The sequence below is a fragment of the Flavobacterium sp. LHD-80 genome (assembly GCF_030929605.1).
Lineage (GTDB): Bacteria > Bacteroidota > Bacteroidia > Flavobacteriales > Flavobacteriaceae > Flavobacterium.
In genome coordinates this window covers 195393-211771 of the sequence record NZ_JAVFVS010000013.1, presented here as the reverse complement: position 1 = coordinate 211771, position 16379 = coordinate 195393, and the positions used below count along the sequence as shown (strand labels likewise).

General features: G+C 31.8%; 18 protein-coding genes and 1 pseudogene. 9 read left to right on the top strand and 10 right to left on the bottom strand.

Features of this window, described 5'->3' with window-relative positions; all coding sequences use genetic code 11:
- The first annotated feature begins 153 nt into the window (after positions 1–153).
- The 6 genes from RB619_RS19815 (at position 154) to RB619_RS19790 (ending at position 5733) form a co-directional block, all read left to right on the top strand.
- Complete coding sequence (locus RB619_RS19815) at positions 154–735, top strand: sigma-70 family RNA polymerase sigma factor (RefSeq protein WP_308100777.1); 582 nt, start codon at positions 154–156, stop codon at positions 733–735.
- A 212-nt stretch (positions 736–947) separates the two neighbouring features.
- Positions 948–1571 carry a hypothetical protein gene (locus tag RB619_RS19810; protein ID WP_308100775.1) on the top strand — a complete coding sequence of 208 codons (624 nt, stop codon included), beginning with the start codon at positions 948–950 and terminating at the stop codon, positions 1569–1571.
- A gap of 239 nt (positions 1572–1810) precedes the next feature.
- Positions 1811–2965, top strand: coding sequence for a PQQ-binding-like beta-propeller repeat protein (locus RB619_RS19805; RefSeq protein WP_308100773.1), 1155 nt, complete (start codon positions 1811–1813; stop codon positions 2963–2965).
- Between the two features lie 179 nt (positions 2966–3144).
- A complete protein-coding gene (locus tag RB619_RS19800; RefSeq protein WP_308100771.1) occupies positions 3145–4011 on the top strand; it encodes a chromate resistance protein ChrB domain-containing protein in 867 nt (288 codons plus the stop codon).
- 59 nt (positions 4012–4070) lie between these two features.
- The gene (locus tag RB619_RS19795; RefSeq protein ID WP_308100769.1) at positions 4071–4568 is read left to right on the top strand and encodes a hypothetical protein; all 498 of its coding nucleotides are present in this window, start codon (positions 4071–4073) and stop codon (positions 4566–4568) included.
- A gap of 1 nt (position 4569) precedes the next feature.
- Entirely contained in the window at positions 4570–5733 is a 1164-nt protein-coding gene (locus RB619_RS19790; protein WP_308100767.1) for a chromate transporter, read from the top strand.
- Positions 5734–5748: 15 nt separating this feature from the next.
- Here RB619_RS19790 and RB619_RS19785 read toward each other — a convergent pair whose 3' ends face one another.
- Positions 5749–6357 carry a class I SAM-dependent methyltransferase gene (locus RB619_RS19785; protein WP_308100765.1) on the bottom strand — a complete coding sequence of 203 codons (609 nt, stop codon included), beginning with the start codon at positions 6355–6357 and terminating at the stop codon, positions 5749–5751.
- Positions 6358–6428: 71 nt separating this feature from the next.
- Complete coding sequence (locus RB619_RS19780; RefSeq protein WP_308100763.1) at positions 6429–6833, bottom strand: VOC family protein; 405 nt, start codon at positions 6831–6833, stop codon at positions 6429–6431.
- A gap of 139 nt (positions 6834–6972) precedes the next feature.
- Here RB619_RS19780 and RB619_RS19775 point away from each other — a divergent pair, with 139 nt between their 5' ends.
- Positions 6973–7416, top strand: a complete 444-nt coding sequence (locus RB619_RS19775) for a PepSY-like domain-containing protein (RefSeq protein ID WP_308100761.1) — start codon at positions 6973–6975, stop codon at positions 7414–7416.
- Positions 7417–7693: 277 nt separating this feature from the next.
- Complete coding sequence (locus tag RB619_RS19770) at positions 7694–9145, top strand: glycosyltransferase family 2 protein (protein WP_308100759.1); 1452 nt, start codon at positions 7694–7696, stop codon at positions 9143–9145.
- A 63-nt stretch (positions 9146–9208) separates the two neighbouring features.
- On the opposite strand, the gene RB619_RS19765 is transcribed toward RB619_RS19770, so the two are convergent.
- Both RB619_RS19765 and RB619_RS19760 read right to left on the bottom strand, forming a co-directional pair.
- Positions 9209–10264 (bottom strand): linear amide C-N hydrolase, encoded by a 1056-nt coding sequence (locus RB619_RS19765; protein ID WP_308100757.1) that lies wholly within the window; start codon positions 10262–10264, stop codon positions 9209–9211.
- 121 nt (positions 10265–10385) lie between these two features.
- Complete coding sequence (locus RB619_RS19760; protein ID WP_308100756.1) at positions 10386–10760, bottom strand: hypothetical protein; 375 nt, start codon at positions 10758–10760, stop codon at positions 10386–10388.
- 314 nt (positions 10761–11074) lie between these two features.
- Here RB619_RS19760 and RB619_RS19755 point away from each other — a divergent pair, with 314 nt between their 5' ends.
- Positions 11075–12124: a serine hydrolase gene (locus RB619_RS19755; protein WP_308100754.1), complete on the top strand. Its 1050-nt coding sequence runs from the start codon at positions 11075–11077 to the stop codon at positions 12122–12124.
- A gap of 13 nt (positions 12125–12137) precedes the next feature.
- Here the strand turns inward: RB619_RS19755 and RB619_RS19750 are convergent, their stop codons facing one another.
- The 6 genes and pseudogenes from RB619_RS19750 to RB619_RS19725 all read right to left on the bottom strand — a co-directional run bounded on the left by RB619_RS19750 (position 12138) and on the right by RB619_RS19725 (position 16312).
- Positions 12138–13070, bottom strand: coding sequence for a transglutaminase (locus RB619_RS19750; RefSeq protein WP_308100751.1), 933 nt, complete (start codon positions 13068–13070; stop codon positions 12138–12140).
- Between the two features lie 18 nt (positions 13071–13088).
- A complete protein-coding gene (locus RB619_RS19745) occupies positions 13089–13940 on the bottom strand; it encodes a substrate-binding domain-containing protein (RefSeq protein WP_308100750.1) in 852 nt (283 codons plus the stop codon).
- 51 nt (positions 13941–13991) lie between these two features.
- Positions 13992–14392, bottom strand: a pseudogene (locus RB619_RS19740) (DUF4265 domain-containing protein).
- 178 nt (positions 14393–14570) lie between these two features.
- Positions 14571–14963 carry a VOC family protein gene (locus RB619_RS19735; RefSeq protein WP_308100748.1) on the bottom strand — a complete coding sequence of 131 codons (393 nt, stop codon included), beginning with the start codon at positions 14961–14963 and terminating at the stop codon, positions 14571–14573.
- Positions 14964–14966: 3 nt separating this feature from the next.
- The gene (locus tag RB619_RS19730) at positions 14967–15407 is read right to left on the bottom strand and encodes a DinB family protein (RefSeq protein WP_308100745.1); all 441 of its coding nucleotides are present in this window, start codon (positions 15405–15407) and stop codon (positions 14967–14969) included.
- Positions 15408–15442: 35 nt separating this feature from the next.
- The gene (locus RB619_RS19725) at positions 15443–16312 is read right to left on the bottom strand and encodes a nucleoside phosphorylase (protein WP_308100743.1); all 870 of its coding nucleotides are present in this window, start codon (positions 16310–16312) and stop codon (positions 15443–15445) included.
- Positions 16313–16379 lie beyond the last annotated feature (67 nt).

Genomic DNA, 16379 nt, shown 5'->3' with positions numbered 1-16379 from the left:
CTTCAAAGCCATTTGATTTTGAAGTTTTTCTCTTTTTCCGAAAATCTTCAGTATTAAAAAGTCTCATTTTAATATTTTAAAATCCTTATCAGTCAAAAGGGACGTTCAATTCATTTTTAATTTTGCAGTTCCAAAAATTAAAAATTTGATGCTATGGCCGATCTAAATATTCCTGATTCTTTACTAGTGAAAAAATACATTGAAGGTAATGAAGCAGCGCTCTCAAAATTAATTAACCGACATGAATCTAGAATATATGGTTTTATATATTCGAAGATTAAGGATAAAGATATTACAAATGATCTTTTTCAAGATACTTTTATTAAGGTAATTAAAACACTAAAGAATAATTCGTATAAGGAAGAAGACAAATTTCTGTCCTGGGTTTTAAGAATTTCTCATAATTTGATTGTCGATCACTTTCGAAAGACAAAACGAATGCCAATGCAAAGGGATAATGACCAATTTTCTATTTTTTCTATTATATCTGATAATTCTTTAAATATTGAAAATAGAATTATCATTGAACAGGTTGAAACGGATTTAAAAAACCTATTAGAAGAGCTTGTAGAGGATCAAAAAGAAATATTGATGATGCGATTATATTATAATATGAGTTTTAGAGAAATATCTGAGGAGAAAAAAATTAGTATAAACACAGCATTAGGAAGAATGCGTTATGCGCTAAATAATTTGAGAAAAATTATTGAAAAAAATAAAGTTGTTTTAAACTAATAATAATTAATTGCATTAAAATCTAGACGATTCTTTTGGTTTAATAGTTTTTTCTAAGGAAGAAGGTTTATCAATATTCTTATCAAAAAAAGGTTCTAAATTTGTCAGGCCATAGTTAAACGATGGTACTTTTTTAATAGACATTGTGTCGGAAGGAATCAATGTTTTATAATGTTTTAATACAGAGGAATTTACTATTTAAACAATGCAAAATGAAGTTTATTAAAGCTATCTTACTACTATTTGTTCTTATTATAACTGTTTCTTGCATGAATGAATCTGATTATTATCGTCGTGGCATAGAAAAAAGCGAGGCAGAAGATTATGAAGGTGCAATTTTAGATTTTTCAAAAGCAATAGAGTTGGATAAATCTTTTATTGATGCCTATCGCAGAAGAGGAATGTGCAAGTATTATTTGGGCGATTATGAGGGCGAAATGTTAGATTATTCAGAAGCAATAAAAATCAACCCGAAAAATTATTATTCTTATGAAGCGTATTATTATCGAGGGCTCGCAAAAATTGATCTTGGAGATTATAAAGGAGCAATTGCCGATATTACTAAAGATGTAGAGTTTGAAAAAACTTCATGGCTTGGTTATGCTAAACGAGGATTAGCAAAATATTACCTAAAAGATTATCAAGGTGCTATTAAAGATTGCTCAAAAGCTATTGAAATTCATGAATATATGGGATATTCTTATTACGTTCGAGGTATCACAAAATTAAAAATTAATGACTTTAAAGGCGCTTGTCTTGATTTAGAAAAAGCAGATGAATTTCATACTGAAGATGGAATAAAATGCCGTGATACCATTGCAAAATATTGCAAATAAACACATCTTTACTATTTAATCTATCAAAATACAGGCAATCAAATAGTTAGTATTAGATTGTTTGTGGAATTATTTTTTCATTATAAAATTTCTATTTGATAATCTGTATGTAGAATTGTTTCTATATTAGCGCTAATTAATGTCTGACACTTTTATAAGTTTAATGCATTTAAAAGAAATAGCAAAAACTTACGTTATAAGAAAAAGTTCAAACAATTTTTAATACCCAAATCTTAAAAATGAAAAAAAAACTAATAACTCTTTTATTTCTATTTACAGTTATAAATATTTTTGGACAAACAGCAGCAATCTCTGATGCAGTCACAAATAAAGTCTTAAAACCACTTAAAAAAGCACCGCTTGACGAAGCATCAATTCTGATTTATGATTACGATGGATCTCTTTTTTCATATGATTTAGAATCGGAGCAAATTGGCTGGACTGTAAAAGCTACAGATTCTTTTACTGAGATGTGCGCAAATCTAGTAACACTACATGATGGAGTTGTTTATGTTCCTTTTATTAATGGTGAAATTTTCGCCGTTGATAATCAAACTGGAGATGTATTTTGGAAATCAAGACTAGGAAATGCTACAGATCAAATTGTGTTGAAAAATCAAATTCCGATTGTAAATAATGGAAAGCTTTATATAACTGCTCAAAATGGCAATATATATGCGCTCAACACAAAAGATGGCAGTTTAGCGTGGAGCTATAAGTTAGAATCTACCAATAATGATATTCCGGTTCTGTATCTTAACAACAAAATTTTTGCCCAAAGCGCGTCTAGCTTGTATAGTTTTGATGCGAATACAAGAAAAGTTCTTAACCAAAAAACTTTTGAAGTACCTATTTACGGAAAGCCTGTAACTGACGGCGAAAATGTATTTATAGCCAATGAAAAAGATGTTCTTTATGCTTTAAGCCCTGATAAATTAGATGTTTTATGGCAATTTAAATTAGATGAAAATCAGTTTAATGTGAAACAACGCATATTCTGCAAAGACAAAAAAGTATATTTTGCTGCGCAAGGCCCAACAGTTTCTACTTTATATGCCGTTGATTCAAAAACTGGAACTCAAATTTGGAGAAGAGATTTTGTAGCTGATAATATCGAATACATTACAGAGGATAGTGATAATATTTGGGGTTATACACGTAAAAAGAAACTTTTTCAAATTGATATAACCAATGGCGAAATAGCATTTGAAATGAAACTTACAACGATGCCAATTTCAAATATTGAATTTCCTGTTGACGATACAATATTCTATTATTGCGACGCCGGTTTAATTAAATTTGACTTAAGTACAAAAGACGAAGACATGTATTATATGCGTACTTCACTTAAAGATGATCCTTACAGTGCTTATTTAAAGATAATCCGACAGTAAAAAAGAAGCCTTTTCATATTGAAAAGGCTTCTTTTTTGTTTTTACAATTATATTTGCATTGATTGAAAATTACTTTATTTTTCGCTTTAAATAACCCAAGTACTTGAATCAACTATAACAAATCTTTGAAACCAAATGATTTTATTAGATTTGAATATCAAAATCCTAAAGATTTAAAAATGAAGTGGATTACCAGAGAACGACCTAAAATAGACCGAATTGCATGTCCTTGGCTAATAAAAAAGTTTGTTGACAGTGAAGCTGCATTTATTTATGTTCCTTTTAATGAAGTTTTAGAAAAGGCAAAAGAATTAAATGCAACTCCATTTGATATTCCGGATGTTGAATTTACTCATTATGATGATCAAAGCACATTTGATCATATTGTAAAAAAATATGAAATCAACGATCCTGCAATTTCTATTATTGCCGGAATTGTGCGTGGTGCAGATACAGACAGACACGATATAGCAAAAGAATCGGCGGGGCTTTGGGCGATTTCAGCTGGACTTTCATATAATATTACTGACGATTATAAATTGTTGGAAACGGGAATGATTCTTTACGATGCATTATACAGCTGGGCAACGCATCTTTACAAACAAAATCATCTTCAAAATAGCCCTTTTGAAAATTTACTTCATGAAGTTTATAATAAACTCCTGAAAGACAAGAAATCTGGAGGTAAAACACCAACTTGGGTCAAAGATTTAAAAGAAATAATCCAGGATCAGATTGATGCTCAATTTGCATTTGATTTGAAGAAAATTTCTAATGAACTAGATTTAAATCCGTCTTATTTGTCTCGCGAATTTTCGAAGCATTTTGAAGATTTGAATTTTGGCGAATATGTACGAAAATTGCGCATCGAAAAAGCAATTAATCTCATCTCGAATTCTTCACATTCATTAACCGAAATCGCTTACATGACAGGATTTTCAGACCAAAGTCATTTTACTAGAATTTTTAAAGCGCATACAGGCAAAAATCCTTCTTCGTATCGAAAAAAAAGCAAAAAAAGTAATCCAGATACAAAAGGTAAATAAGATTCTATTTTTAAGTGTTAATAGCTTTTAGTTTTGTTAGTATAACTAAAACTAAAACAATGTACTTAAAATTAACCTTTCTATTTGCCGTATTACTATCAAGCATAAATATTTCAGCTCAAACAACTTATCCTAAAATAACAGGATATTTTGGCATCATGCATCCAATTGTAACCTTCAGCAGTGATGAAACGACGGTAAATTTTAGAGATTATTATGCAGTAGGATTTCCAACGGGAATTAATATTTGGAAAAATCAAAAAATCGGATTTTCGTTTGAAATGGTTCCAAATATAAAAGATGACAACGGCACCAGCAAAGTAACCAATTTGTTATTTCATCCTGGCGTTTTGGTTGCTTTAGGAAATGGTTACACATTTGCCGGAAGAGCAGCATTTGAAACAAGCGGAAGATACGGATTCACACCGGTTTTCAATAAAACATTTTTTAAAAGCAATAGCTGCAGTTATTATGCCGCGGTGCCACTGCCAGTTCGTTTTGGCAACGATCATCCGAGTACTTTTACCATAGGTCTTCAATTTGGAATTGCTTTTTAATATGGAAAAAACATCAAAATATGGTTTGTTGCAATTAACTCTTTATTTTCTAAAATTGGGAAGTATCGGTTTTGGTGGCCCTGTTGCCTTAGTTGGATATATGCACAAAGATTTGGTAGAAGATAGAAAATGGATTACCGAGGAAGAATACAAACAAGGCTTAGCTTTGGCACAATTAGCGCCGGGACCGCTCGCTGCGCAATTAGGAATTTATTTGGGATTTGTTCATTATAGATTTTTAGGAGCAACTTTAGCTGGATTTGCGTTTATTTTGCCCTCTTTTATAATGGTAGTGCTACTTGGAATCATTTACAAATTATATGGTGGCTTAACATGGATTCAAGCTGTGTTTTATGGTGTTGGCGCTTCAGTCGTAGGTATTATTGCACTTAGTTCATACAAGTTGACTTTGAAATCTATTGGTAAAATAAATCTCGAATCTTTAAAATCGAAATGGTTGCTTTGGATGTTTTTTATCTCAGCAGCAATCGTAACGTTTATAACCGAAACGGAACAAGTATTGCTATTTATTATTGCTGGGCTTTTGTACATGATTTTCAAGGCTCCTCCAAAGTGGTGGAGTTTTAAAACAACAAATTTCTTAGTTTTATTTCAATTTGGTTTTTTGAATTCAGAAGAATCAACACTTTTTAAATTGGCCGTTTTTTTCGCTAAAGCTGGAGCGTTCGTTTTTGGAAGTGGATTGGCGATTGTTCCTTTTTTACATTCGGGTGTCGTGGCAGAAAACCATTGGCTCACAGAACAACAGTTTCTGGATTCAGTTGCTGTAGCAATGATTACACCGGGACCAGTTGTAATAACAGTTGGCTTTATTGGCTATTTAGTTAACGAATTTTCGGGTGCTTCAATAGCGGCTTTAGCTACTTTTTTGCCATGTTATTTGTTTACAATAATATTAGCGCCATATTTCAATAAAATTGCCGATAATAATTCGGTTAAGGCGTTTGTAGAAGGGATTACAGCTACTGTTATTGGCGCTTTAGTCGGATCTGTACTTGTTATTTCCTCACGAAGTATTATCGATATACCTACTGCTTTAATTGCCGTCTTGAGCATTTTAGTTTTGATTTATTTTAAAAAAATCCAAGAGCCGTACATCATTTTAATTTCTGGAATTATAGGAATATTTATAAAGCTAATTTGACGTTAAAACGCTAAATCATTTTTTCTGAACTAATACAACCCAGTCTCTCTGCGTATTTTCTTCAACAAAATTTTCGATCTCATAAACTAATTCAAAACCTAAATCAGTCATTATCTGCAAAACATTATTTCTTGATAAACAGCTGTAATAAAACGGTTCACCAAACATTTTGTCTGTGTGTTCGTCATCTTTTTCTTTTCCGTGCGTAAAAAGAAAATAACCGCCGGGCAGCAATAAATTATAGATTATTGCATAAATCTCTTGTTGACGTTCTTTTGGAAAATGAAAAAGAGAATCCCATGCAATTATTCCGTCGAATTTTTTATCGGTTTTAAAATCAAAGAAATCGGAGACAATGAACTCAGCGTTTTTAATTTCTTGAGATTTTGCAACTTCAATCATCTTTTCAGAAAAATCTATCCCGATTACAGATCTATTATTTTCCGAAAAATATTTAGCAATTGGATTTCCGGTGCCGCAACCTATATCAAGAATGCTTCCGTTTGGTTGAATCTTTTCTGAAAAATCTATAATAGGTTTATTTACAACTGTATTATTCCGGATTTTAGCCCATTCAATTACAATTTTATTATAAGATTCCTTATTGATAAACGCCTTTTTCATATTGCAAGTATATAAAAAAACTCCAGAATTATTTAGTTCTGGAGTTTTACTATTAATTATATTTTCATCTATTAAACCGGCTCCCAAAGCTCAATTTTATTACCGTCAGCATCCATAATATGAACGAACTTTCCATAATCGTATGTAGCAATATCATCTAAAATTGTCACGCCGTTTTCTTTAAGCTGTTTTAGTAAACCTTCAATGTTTTGCACTCTGTAATTGATCATGAACTCTTTTTTTGAAGGCGAAAAATAATCATCATTTTTTTTGAAAGGACTCCATTGAAGCGCTTCTTTCACATCAGGATTATCAAGATTTCTTGATTCAAATGTCGAGCCCCAGTCGTTGACTTCAAGGCCTAAATTTTTAGCATACCATTCTCTTGTTTCTTTTGGATTTTCAGTAAAAAAGAAAATACCGCCAACTCCAGTTACTTTTGGAACTGTGTGTGATGATTTATTTGAATCTTCCATAGTGCTTTTTGGTTTTAAAAAATTAAATATACTAAAAAAGCACATTCTATAAAAACCAAAAGCTTTCTTAAATTGATTTGAATACAATGTTAGTTGTTGTAAATTAGCTAAATACGATAAATATTAAAAATTAGAAATCATGAAAACACATCATATAATTGCCATTCTATTATTCAGTTTTGTACTATCGGCCAACGCACAAAAAAGAATCGAAACATCAGAATTACCAAAACCGGCACAGGAATTTCTTCAAAAATATTTTAGTTATACCACTGTAGATATTGCAAAGAAAGATGCAGAACACGGTGAAAAAGGATATGAAGTCAAATTAAAAGACGGAACAGAAGTTGAATTCTGGAAAGATGGTTCATATCGTGAGGTCGACGGAGGGAAAAATCCAATTCCGACTGATTATATTGCGTCAAATATCAGAGATTATATTTCTAAGAATTATCCCAACGAGAAAATTACGCATATCGATTATGGACACAAAGATGTAGATGTCGATTTAACCAATCAGATTGATTTGGAATTTTCTAAAGATGGAAAAATTATCAAAGACAAAAACAATAATATTAAATAATTTTCGTTTTTATAAGCTCCGGAACATCCCGTATTTTGGAGCTTTTTTCTATTTTTCGAGTATAAACTTTTTACAACTGTGTAAACTTTATACATTTTATTTTTAGCTCGATTTCGCTAAACCCCTCAGTATCAATTTTTCATTAATTATGGCACGGCGCTTGTAAAAATGGTTGTGATCAATTCTTGATTTTAGTTTTTTCGTGTTTTTTCGAAACAAAGTATAATCCAGAAAAGAATTCTCTAAAAGCCATTTTAAAATTAAAGCAATAGCCTCAATGAAAAGCGAATCAATTATTTCAGAACAATTTTATTCTTCAGATAAAATTCTTAACCGAAAAGAACAAACAGCAAAAAGTTCTAATTTTATTTCTAAAATTCAATTCTTTAAAAGCAAATCCCAAAATACATCGACACCATTAGGTTATCTAGTACTTGCTGGTACTTTTTTACTGATGTTTGGCGGCGCATTTGTAGTGTACAACCTGCAATCCGATTTTGATCAGTTTCAGATTGACCGAATAAATTCAAGCTGGGGATTTCCATTTCTAATTTTGGCTACAGCCTTATTCTTTTTTCAAACAGGATCATTTTTGTATAATTTGTATTTGTACTTCAATTATAAGCCAATTGAATCTGTTTCAGATGATTTGTTGCCTACTTGTACCGTAATTGTTCCTGCTTACAACGAAGGAAAGTTAGTTTGGGAAACATTATTAAGCCTGGCTGACAGTGATTTTCCTGAACAAAAACTTCAAATACTTGCCATCGATGATGGAAGTAAAGACGATACTTGGTATTGGATGCAGCAGGCGAAAATAAAGCTTGGCGATCGTTTATCGATTTACCAACAGCCAGAAAATAAAGGAAAACGTCATGCTTTGTACCGCGGATTCGAACTTGGAACTGGCGAAATTTTTGTAACAGTTGACAGTGATTCGATTGTTAAAAAAGATACATTACGTAACCTTGTTAGTCCGTTTGTTGTAGATGAAAAATGTGGGGCAGTTGCAGGAAATGTTCACGTTTTGAACAATAAAAAAGCTTTGTTGCCAAAAATGCTTAATGTTAGTTTTGTAATGAGTTTTGAATTCATGCGTTCTGCAGAAAGTATGTTGGGTTCAGTTTTATGCACACCAGGCGCTGCAGCTGCTTATAAAAGAGATGCTGTGTTTGAATGCCTTCCTGAATGGATAAATCAAACTTTTATGGGACAACCGTCTGATATTGGAGAAGACAGAGCAATGACAAATATGATTTTAAAACAAGGATTTCATGTTTTGTTCCAAAGAAATGCTTATGTGCTGACAAATGTCCCAGAAGAATATAAAGGTTTGTATAAAATGTTCATCAGATGGGGCAGAAGCAACGTGCGCGAGAACATTATGATGGCGCAATATGTTTTTAAAGATTTTAGAAACGAATCGAAATTTGGTGCAAGATTGCTGTTTTTAAATCAGACTTTAAAAATTGTGATGGCATATCCGTTCTTGCTGTTTATGCTGTTTTTTATAGCAGTTCATCCCGTGTTGTTTTTTAGTTCTACACTTTTAAGCATTTTGATTGTCTCAACATTTTCAGTCTTGTTTTATGCTAAAAGATATAGTTTTACAGATGCATTTTGGGCTTATTCTTATAGTATTTTTTATACTTTCAGTTTGTTTTGGATTACGCCTTATGCAATAGCCACAGCCAATAAAAAAGGCTGGCTGACGCGCGGTTTATCATAAATATAAAAACATAAAACCCTCATTATTAATGAGGGTTTTGCGTTTCTTACTTAAAGTATTAGTTTAATCTAATCCTGCAAATTTAAATGGAGCCATTGCCTGAAAATTCATCGAAGATTCTCCTGAATAATTCTCATTATTTGCGAGACTGAGTTTTCTAACTTTTGCTTTTTCGCTAAAATCAAGTTTGGCAAATTCAACCCAAACAACGTTCGGATTTAAAACGTTGTCAAAATAATAAACCAAATTCTTTTGGTCTGCAACCGTTCTCCATCTCGTTGATGATATATTGGGTTCAGTTGGTGAAGAAATTCCGAGTGGTACAGAACAATTTCTAATAACGCCAAAAACACTCGCAAGCGCAGTTCTGATATTATCTGTTTTAGGAATTGCTTCAATATAATAATGAGCGCGGACAAATCGATCTGCTGCTCTGTTGGTTCCCGGAAGCATAACGGTTCCCGGAATTCCTTTCCAATATGTGTTTATTGCCAGCTGTTCATCAAAAATAGGAGAGTTAGTCATTGCGATATAATTTCTATCGTGATGAATAACCAGTTTTCCATTGATGTACTCAAAAATAGCATTGTCTCCTGTTGCATCAGAAATTGATAAATGTACTGTCGCAAAAATATCAGTTCCAGGAATATGTGACGATGTTACTGTAAACTCTCTTTTTTCTAAAGCGTTTACGGCCTCAGAAACGGTTGCAAAATTATCTAAAACATACTGCAGCCATAAAGAAACGGCTAAACCTTTTGTTTTGCTGTTTTTTTCAAATTGCGGATAAGTCGATTCGGCGAGCCAAAGCAAATTCCCAACTAATCCTTTTTCGTTCATACCATCAGAAGAAGCAATATCCCACGAACTTGTAACAACACAGCCGTATTTTGATTTCCATTTTACGGAGTTGTTTCCAGCTTCTCCAAATCGATCCATTCCTCTCGGAAAAACCCATAAATTCGCCGGAATTTCACCTCTCCAGTCCATTGATCGTGCAGTCAACACAGTGCCATTCGGACCTTGATAAACGACTCGAGTACAGGCAAAACTTTTTTCAGTAATAATTATTAAACAAAACAAGCCAAATAGAAAGGAACTTTTAATTTTTGATTTCATAATTAATTCCATTTTTAAATTATAGAAACAGCTTTTAAATAAAAAACTCCTAAAATTGTGAGTATTTAGGAGTTTTTTTATTCTTTAATGTGGTTATGCGTTTATTCACTGCGAAACAAACTTAAATCTTTTTAAGAGTCAGTTTTATTTCATCAGCCTCTAAAATAAGTTCGTCGTCTTTAATGGTGCTTACACAAGGCCAAGGAGTCCCTGTTTCATCTTTAATTACGAGACTTTTTCCTTGTTTTGTCAAGGCATAGGTACCGTCTGTCATTTCTCTAAGTAAAAATCCTGTTACATGACCATCTTCAGTAAACGTTAATTGACCGTTAGTAAGAATTGCATTTTTCAATGAATCAGAAAGTGGTTTTTTGTTTGCTTCAACACTTGTTACTTTCCAGGAACTTACTAATTCATTTCTTTTTGCCATGGTGCATGAAAGAACTAAAACTGCTGATAATAAAATTCCGAAGACAAATAATTTAGATTTTTTCATAATTCTGTGATTAAAAAATTAGACAGGAAAAGTTACAAAAAAAAATCAATAGTTAAAACATTTACAATCAAATATTTACAATCAAATATTTACAATGCATAAGTTTAATTATAGAAAAAATAGATAAAACAGGCATATTTTGTAATGAATTGAAGATAAGTGAACTAATAAAAAACATCTTAAAGACCAAAAAACTAATCTGCAATTTTTATATTTGGAATTCATTTTCAATTCAAATTATGTCTGTATTTAAAAAATGTGTTTTCTTTTTTGTCTCTTTACTGTTCTTTAGCTGCAGTTCTAAAAAAAATGTTTTGGATAAAGTTTTAGCTTCTAATGATAAAAATATAAAAGAAGTAATGAAAAATCCGGAGCAATACGAACTCCAAATTATCTACACTCAAATCATTAGAGATAAGGGGAAAATTACTTTTAAAGATTACACATATCATGTAAATGCGGCTAATTACTATTATCCAGCAAGTACCATAAAGTTTCCGATAGCAATTTTAGCACTTGAAAAATTAAATACTATTGCTAATACCTCTGTAAATAGCAATTTTACCATTGAAGGAAGTGCTGAAAAACTAAAATTTGCAGATGAAATCACTAAAGTTTTTGCTGTAAGCGATAATGTTGCCAGCAGTAATTTGTTTGAGTTTACAGGATTTGATTACATGAATCAAAAAATGAAAGAGAAAGAATTGGAACCTTTCAGAATCATGCACAGACTTTCTGGTTCTGAGCCTTCAAATCCTCTTGTAAAATCGGTTACATTATATAAAGATGATGGTACAACTGAAGTTTTTCCGTCAAAACTAAACGAAAAAAGCGCTCCATTAGTTCTTAACAATCTCATTAAAGGAACTGGATTTATTAAAGGTGAGGAACTTGTAAATGAGCCTTTTGATTTTTCTAAGAAAAATTATTATCCTTTAGAAACGCTTCATAATACATTAAAAAGAATTGTGTTTCCTGAAGCTTTTAATGAAAATGAGCGCTTTAAAATTAGTGATAAAGAGCGAGAATTTATATTGTTTTCAATGCAGAATTTACCTAGAAATGCTGGTTACAACGCAAAGGAATATTATGACAGCTATTGCAAGTTTTTCATGTTTGGCGATACAAAAAGTCAAATCCCAGATAACATAAAAATATACAATAAAATTGGGCAAGCTTACGGAACCATGACGGAAACAGCTTATATAATTGATACCAAAAATAAAGTTGAATTTATGTTATCTGCAACAATGTTGGTCAATAAAGATGGCATTTTTAATGATGGAGTTTATGAATATGATACAGTTTCACTTCCGTTTTTTGGTGCGCTGGGAAGAGAACTCTATGCGAAGTCGAAATTCTAAATTTTGAGATGAATTAATTAAGTGTTAATTCTCCTAAAATTTCTTCATATAAAAATGGTCCGCCTGGATATGTTGCCGTATAATCAAGGTTCATCCATACTTGACCACGTTCGTCAATGTGGTAATGGATTTTTTTGCCATAACTTTCTTTGACAAAAAGCACATTTTTTATAAGAAAATTGACTTTCTCCAAATCAATTAAGGAACCTATTAAAATTTCAGGATAAATATGTCCTTTAGTATGAATAAGTCTCGGAGTTCCGCCAATTGCTCGTATTGCAGCTGCCATTAAAATAGAATGATCGTCGCAGTCTCCAGAAAAATATTCTAATGATTCGCTCGCGGTGGCAATGTAATCACCTTCTTTTGGATCATTTACGTAATTCCAACGACTGTTTATTTCTTTAAAAACAGCAAAACATTGAATCGTATTTCGATAATCAGAATACCCTCTAATACCTTTAAAATGCTTTGTAGTGGCCATTATAGCAAAATTTCGAACCTTCGGATTTTGATATTCTATGGCATTAATAATTTTTGTCTTATTTGGAAAAGGAAGCAGTTTTGCCACAATGATATCCTGTGGAAAAGGATTATCCGACATGGTATAAATCATCGAATTATAGTCTTCAGAAATCTCACTGAAACCATAATTTCCTATCACACTTCCATAAAACAATACCAGTAAGTAAACGGCAACACATAAAATAATTATGGTTCGCAAAAGCATCAGCAGAAAAAAGACGGCTGCGAAAACAAATACAAAAATAAACACGCGATCTAAATTGAAAGTCCAATTTAAATCGCGGAGATTTTGATGCAGAATGATGAAGATCGGAATTGTAATTAAAAGACTTAAAACCATAATAATAATCCTATCCCAAGGTGATTTCACCTGTAATTTGGATTTTAATTGCGGAAAGTCAATTTTAGGGAAATTCATCATAAAAAATCAAAGCAGATATTACAGCGCTTTTACCGTTTCAACAAAAGTACTTTTTTTATCAATAATTCCCAGATCAAATAATTGATTTTGAATTTTTAAAAATGCTTTTTCGCTTAAATGTTTTTGAGACCACTGCGTTAATTTCAACCACTCTTGAATATCTTCAATTTTTTGGTTAAAAAGTTCCGCTAAAGTTTTATCAATTTCTGGAATTTCGGCAAAATCATGTGTTGTTTTATTGATGATCTCAAGGATCTTCTCTACAACTTTTGGATTTTTCTTCAAAAATTCATCACGAACCGTAATAACAAATGAAGGCCATGGAGTAGGGCAGTCGCCAACGCGTCTAAAAATGCCTTTATCAACAAGCGGTTTTGTCATAAAACGCTCCCACATAAAATAATCTGCTGTGCCATTTGTCAGGGCTTCAACAGCACCATCAATAGTATTAATGATTTCAAATTGAAGATCATCTGATTCCCAACCTTGCTCAGCTGCATTAACATAAGCCATTAATTGTGATCCAGATCCAATTCTAGATATAGCAACTTTTTTGTTTTCTAAATCTTTTACGGTTTGGAAATCTGATTTTGCAGCCACATGAATTCCCCAAATCAATGGAGATTGAACATAAATCTGGACAATTTTGCTAGGATTTCCAGCTAGAATATCTTTGACAATTCCTTCGGTAAGGATTACTGCAATATCTGCTTCGCCATCGCGCAGCATTTGGCACATTTTGCCCGTACCTTCGGGAATATCCTTCCATTGCAAATCAATATTTTCTGCCTCAAATTCGCCATTTTCAATGCATAAATGCCATGGCAAATTGAAGTGTTCGGGAACACCTACAATGTTTACAGTTTTCATTACAGTTTAAGTTTAAGTTAAGTTTGGTATGCGTATTTTAAGTTTGTTTGTTTAGTTTTTTAATAAATCAGCGCGGTGTTTTTCAGAAATATACGGTTCTGCAAACTCCGCAATTGATTGGTCTTCGTATTCAATTAAAACATTTTTTACAATCGCATAATCAACATCCCTTGCAATTTCGACTGCCAAAAATGTGTCGTTCAGACTTTCTGATAAACAATTGATTGCCTGAAGCTTTTCTCTAATGATTTCCTTGTCAAAACCAGCTTCTAAAATCAATATCTGAACAATTGAGTTTCCTGAATGTTCGATAGTTTCTTTATAAACAAGTTTTTTTCTTCTTCTTCATATTCGGCATAAAACAAATCTCCTGTCGCAATTGATGCTCCAAAAAACGGAATATTATCTAATCTGAAGAATCCTTTTTCAAGATTAATGATTTCCGCCCACATTGTTTCTGAAACCGTTTCTTCTAAAAAACTGCTGTAATATTTAAATAAGATTTTTGTATGTGTTTCTGACATTCTTTATTTTATAATTATTTCAAAAAATACCCTCATGAGTAATTTCATTTGTGGTTTAGAAATATTCAATTATCTAATTTTCAAATTAACTAATTATCTCATTAATTTATTCAATTTCGCTGATTACAGCTTTTAAAGGTGATATAACAATACGATAACCATCCGGATCCTGAATCATTTTTCCGTTTTCATTCCAAAATGGGTTTACTGCAGTTATAGTTGAGATGTTTAATCGTATTAGCTTATTTATTAAATTGTTATAATCTGAAACTGATTTTGGATAAAGCACGATTACATCATCTTCATCAAAAGTATGATTGGCTTTTATTTCAGATTGAGTAAATTCAAAATGCCAATCTAAGCCTGATTTCCCAATAAAAACGCCGTCATAATTATTATGATTCTGAAAACCTCCTAATCGTTCAAAACCTAAAATATTTACATAAAAATCTTCGATTTCTTTTAAATTATTAGTATGTCTTGCAACTCTTAAAAACATAACTTACGATTTTATTTGATTGATATGATGTTCCAAATGTTCAACGTAATCTGTCATTAGAAACTTTAAATCAATTTCAGATTCATCGGCCAATATAATTTTATAATCCAAAGCTTTTTGATCAACAGATTTCATGATTCTAACAATTTGTCTGTTTATCGAAAACCACAATTCCGTTAATTCAGCAATAGGAGTTGTTTGATATTGATTCAAATTAACCAAATCCATTTGACTGTAAGGCCTGTGATGATAAGGCTTTTCAAGATAATTAATTTCAGTAAAACGAACTAAATTATGAATCCCCGAATCTATCAAATGGCCCAAAATTTCTTTCTTCGACCACTTTCCTGGAATTTTTGCTTCTAAAACTTCATCATTAAAAGTCGGAAAATAATTGACATTTTCGTTTAATAATTTTTCAAATTTAAGAATAGCATTTTGCATAAATTATCTCATTTTCTAATTGGCAAATTATCTAATTATTTATCAGCCAGTTTATTTAATGTATAAGTAATCAGTTCATCAACTGCTTTATAAGGATCTTCGCTAAAAGTTCCTGAAGCACGATTGGCAATAATAGCATTTAAAGACAACGCATTATGTCCTAAAAGTGCCGAAAGCCCATAAATTGCCGCCGTTTCCATCTCTAAATTAGTGATTTTGCTGCCATCAAAATCAAAATTATCCATTTTATTGTTTAATTCTTCATCTTGAATATTCAAGCGCAATACACGTCCTTGTGGACCATAAAATCCGCCGGCTGTTGCCGTAATTCCTTTGAAGATTTTATCTGATTCAATAATTTTTTCCAAAGTTTCAGAACATGCAATCGCATAAGGTCTTCCTTTTCTGATGTCCCAATTGGTATGTGTCGTAAAAGCATCTTCAATTGCTACATTTGAAACTTCATCAATTAAATAGGAGCGAAGCATATTATCTAAACCAAGTCCGAATTTTGACATTACAAAACTGTCAACCGGAATATCTTCCTGCAAAGAGCCCGATGTTCCAATTCTGATAATATTCAGCGAAGTCAAATTTTCTTTAGGCGTACGCGTTTCTAAATCAATATTTACTAAAGCATCAAGTTCATTTAGCACAATATCAATATTGTCCGGACCAATTCCTGTAGAAATTACAGAAATACGTTTTCCTTTGTAAATTCCGGTTTGTGTTTTAAATTCTCTTTTTTGAGTAGAAAATTCTATTTTTTCAAAAAACTGAGTGATTTTTTCTACTCTGTTTTGGTCTCCCACAAAAATAATATCATGGGCTATATTTTCAGGACGAAGATTTAAGTGGTAAACACTTCCGTCTGGATTAAGTATTAATTCTGAGTTTTGTATCATTTTTTTTTAAGATGCTAAGGTTCTAAGATGCTAAGGTTCTGAGTTTTTTTGTTTCAAGTTTCAAGTT

Coding starts and splice junctions, on each gene's coding strand:
- RB619_RS19730 (WP_308100745.1), bottom strand. CDS start 15,407: ATGCAAAATGCTATTCTTAAATTTGAAAAATTATTAAACGAAAATGTC.
- RB619_RS19800 (WP_308100771.1), top strand. CDS start 3,145: ATGAAGTGGATTACCAGAGAACGACCTAAAATAGACCGAATTGCATGT.
- RB619_RS19760 (WP_308100756.1), bottom strand. CDS start 10,760: ATGAAAAAATCTAAATTATTTGTCTTCGGAATTTTATTATCAGCAGTT.
- RB619_RS19805 (WP_308100773.1), top strand. CDS start 1,811: ATGAAAAAAAAACTAATAACTCTTTTATTTCTATTTACAGTTATAAAT.
- RB619_RS19750 (WP_308100751.1), bottom strand. CDS start 13,070: ATGATGAATTTCCCTAAAATTGACTTTCCGCAATTAAAATCCAAATTA.
- RB619_RS19745 (WP_308100750.1), bottom strand. CDS start 13,940: ATGAAAACTGTAAACATTGTAGGTGTTCCCGAACACTTCAATTTGCCA.
- RB619_RS19770 (WP_308100759.1), top strand. CDS start 7,694: ATGAAAAGCGAATCAATTATTTCAGAACAATTTTATTCTTCAGATAAA.
- RB619_RS19765 (WP_308100757.1), bottom strand. CDS start 10,264: ATGAAATCAAAAATTAAAAGTTCCTTTCTATTTGGCTTGTTTTGTTTA.
- RB619_RS19775 (WP_308100761.1), top strand. CDS start 6,973: ATGAAAACACATCATATAATTGCCATTCTATTATTCAGTTTTGTACTA.
- RB619_RS19790 (WP_308100767.1), top strand. CDS start 4,570: ATGGAAAAAACATCAAAATATGGTTTGTTGCAATTAACTCTTTATTTT.
- RB619_RS19815 (WP_308100777.1), top strand. CDS start 154: ATGGCCGATCTAAATATTCCTGATTCTTTACTAGTGAAAAAATACATT.
- RB619_RS19795 (WP_308100769.1), top strand. CDS start 4,071: ATGTACTTAAAATTAACCTTTCTATTTGCCGTATTACTATCAAGCATA.
- RB619_RS19810 (WP_308100775.1), top strand. CDS start 948: ATGAAGTTTATTAAAGCTATCTTACTACTATTTGTTCTTATTATAACT.
- RB619_RS19780 (WP_308100763.1), bottom strand. CDS start 6,833: ATGGAAGATTCAAATAAATCATCACACACAGTTCCAAAAGTAACTGGA.
- RB619_RS19725 (WP_308100743.1), bottom strand. CDS start 16,312: ATGATACAAAACTCAGAATTAATACTTAATCCAGACGGAAGTGTTTAC.
- RB619_RS19735 (WP_308100748.1), bottom strand. CDS start 14,963: ATGTTTTTAAGAGTTGCAAGACATACTAATAATTTAAAAGAAATCGAA.
- RB619_RS19785 (WP_308100765.1), bottom strand. CDS start 6,357: ATGAAAAAGGCGTTTATCAATAAGGAATCTTATAATAAAATTGTAATT.